The organism is Arsenophonus sp. ENCA, from assembly GCF_002287155.1.
Lineage (GTDB): Bacteria > Pseudomonadota > Gammaproteobacteria > Enterobacterales > Enterobacteriaceae > Arsenophonus > Arsenophonus nilaparvatae.
The window spans coordinates 1-606 of the sequence record NZ_NHNG01000688.1 but is presented as its reverse complement, the minus strand read 5'-3'; the positions used below and the strand labels follow the sequence as shown (position 1 = coordinate 606).

Annotated in this window: 1 pseudogene; it reads right to left on the bottom strand. The window is 40.8% G+C overall.

The features are described from left to right. Window positions 1-102: 102 nt before the first annotated feature. Window positions 103-537: pseudogene (locus tag CBG25_RS18175) on the bottom strand (formate/nitrite transporter family protein); the annotation flags it as partial. Window positions 538-606 lie beyond the last annotated feature (69 nt).

Below are 606 nucleotides of genomic sequence, written 5' to 3'. Positions count from 1 at the left end.
TTAGTGCCGGTCTTTGGAATTTCCATCTCAGAACAGCCTAAAATTTACTTCAATCACCGAAATACCCTTACTTCACTATTAAGCAACACGCTTATTAAGTCTCCATTGGCCATTAGCCACCATGTACTGTCCGGCAAACCAGATTAATGCAACGAACAACAGCGCACCAACAAGATTACCAATGTAGACATGAAACCAATTAACAAACATCTGTTTCCAAGAGACTTTGCCGGTTGCTTTTGCCACAATGGTTAACACGGTAGAAGTGAAAAGATCAGCCCCACAGACAACCACCAGCATGAGTCCTAACGAAAAACATAGACCGCCAGCAAGTTTAGCCAGCCCGAAAGGAACAGTAGCAATACCCGTGGTGACAGTAATATAAAAAACGAAAGCAATGGAAATAAATATACCTGCAGTAATAGCAGATAAATAAGTAATGCGAGGATGCTTATTAACTTTATATACCCCGGTATTATCGGCAAGTTGCGCCATTGCAGCCGGTGATAATAAATTGGACCAGTTGTTAGCTTTCATAACCAACATGCTCTTATGAAGTTAAGGAATTATGGCGTCAGCAATATTAACAAAGGGCACATCAGATAA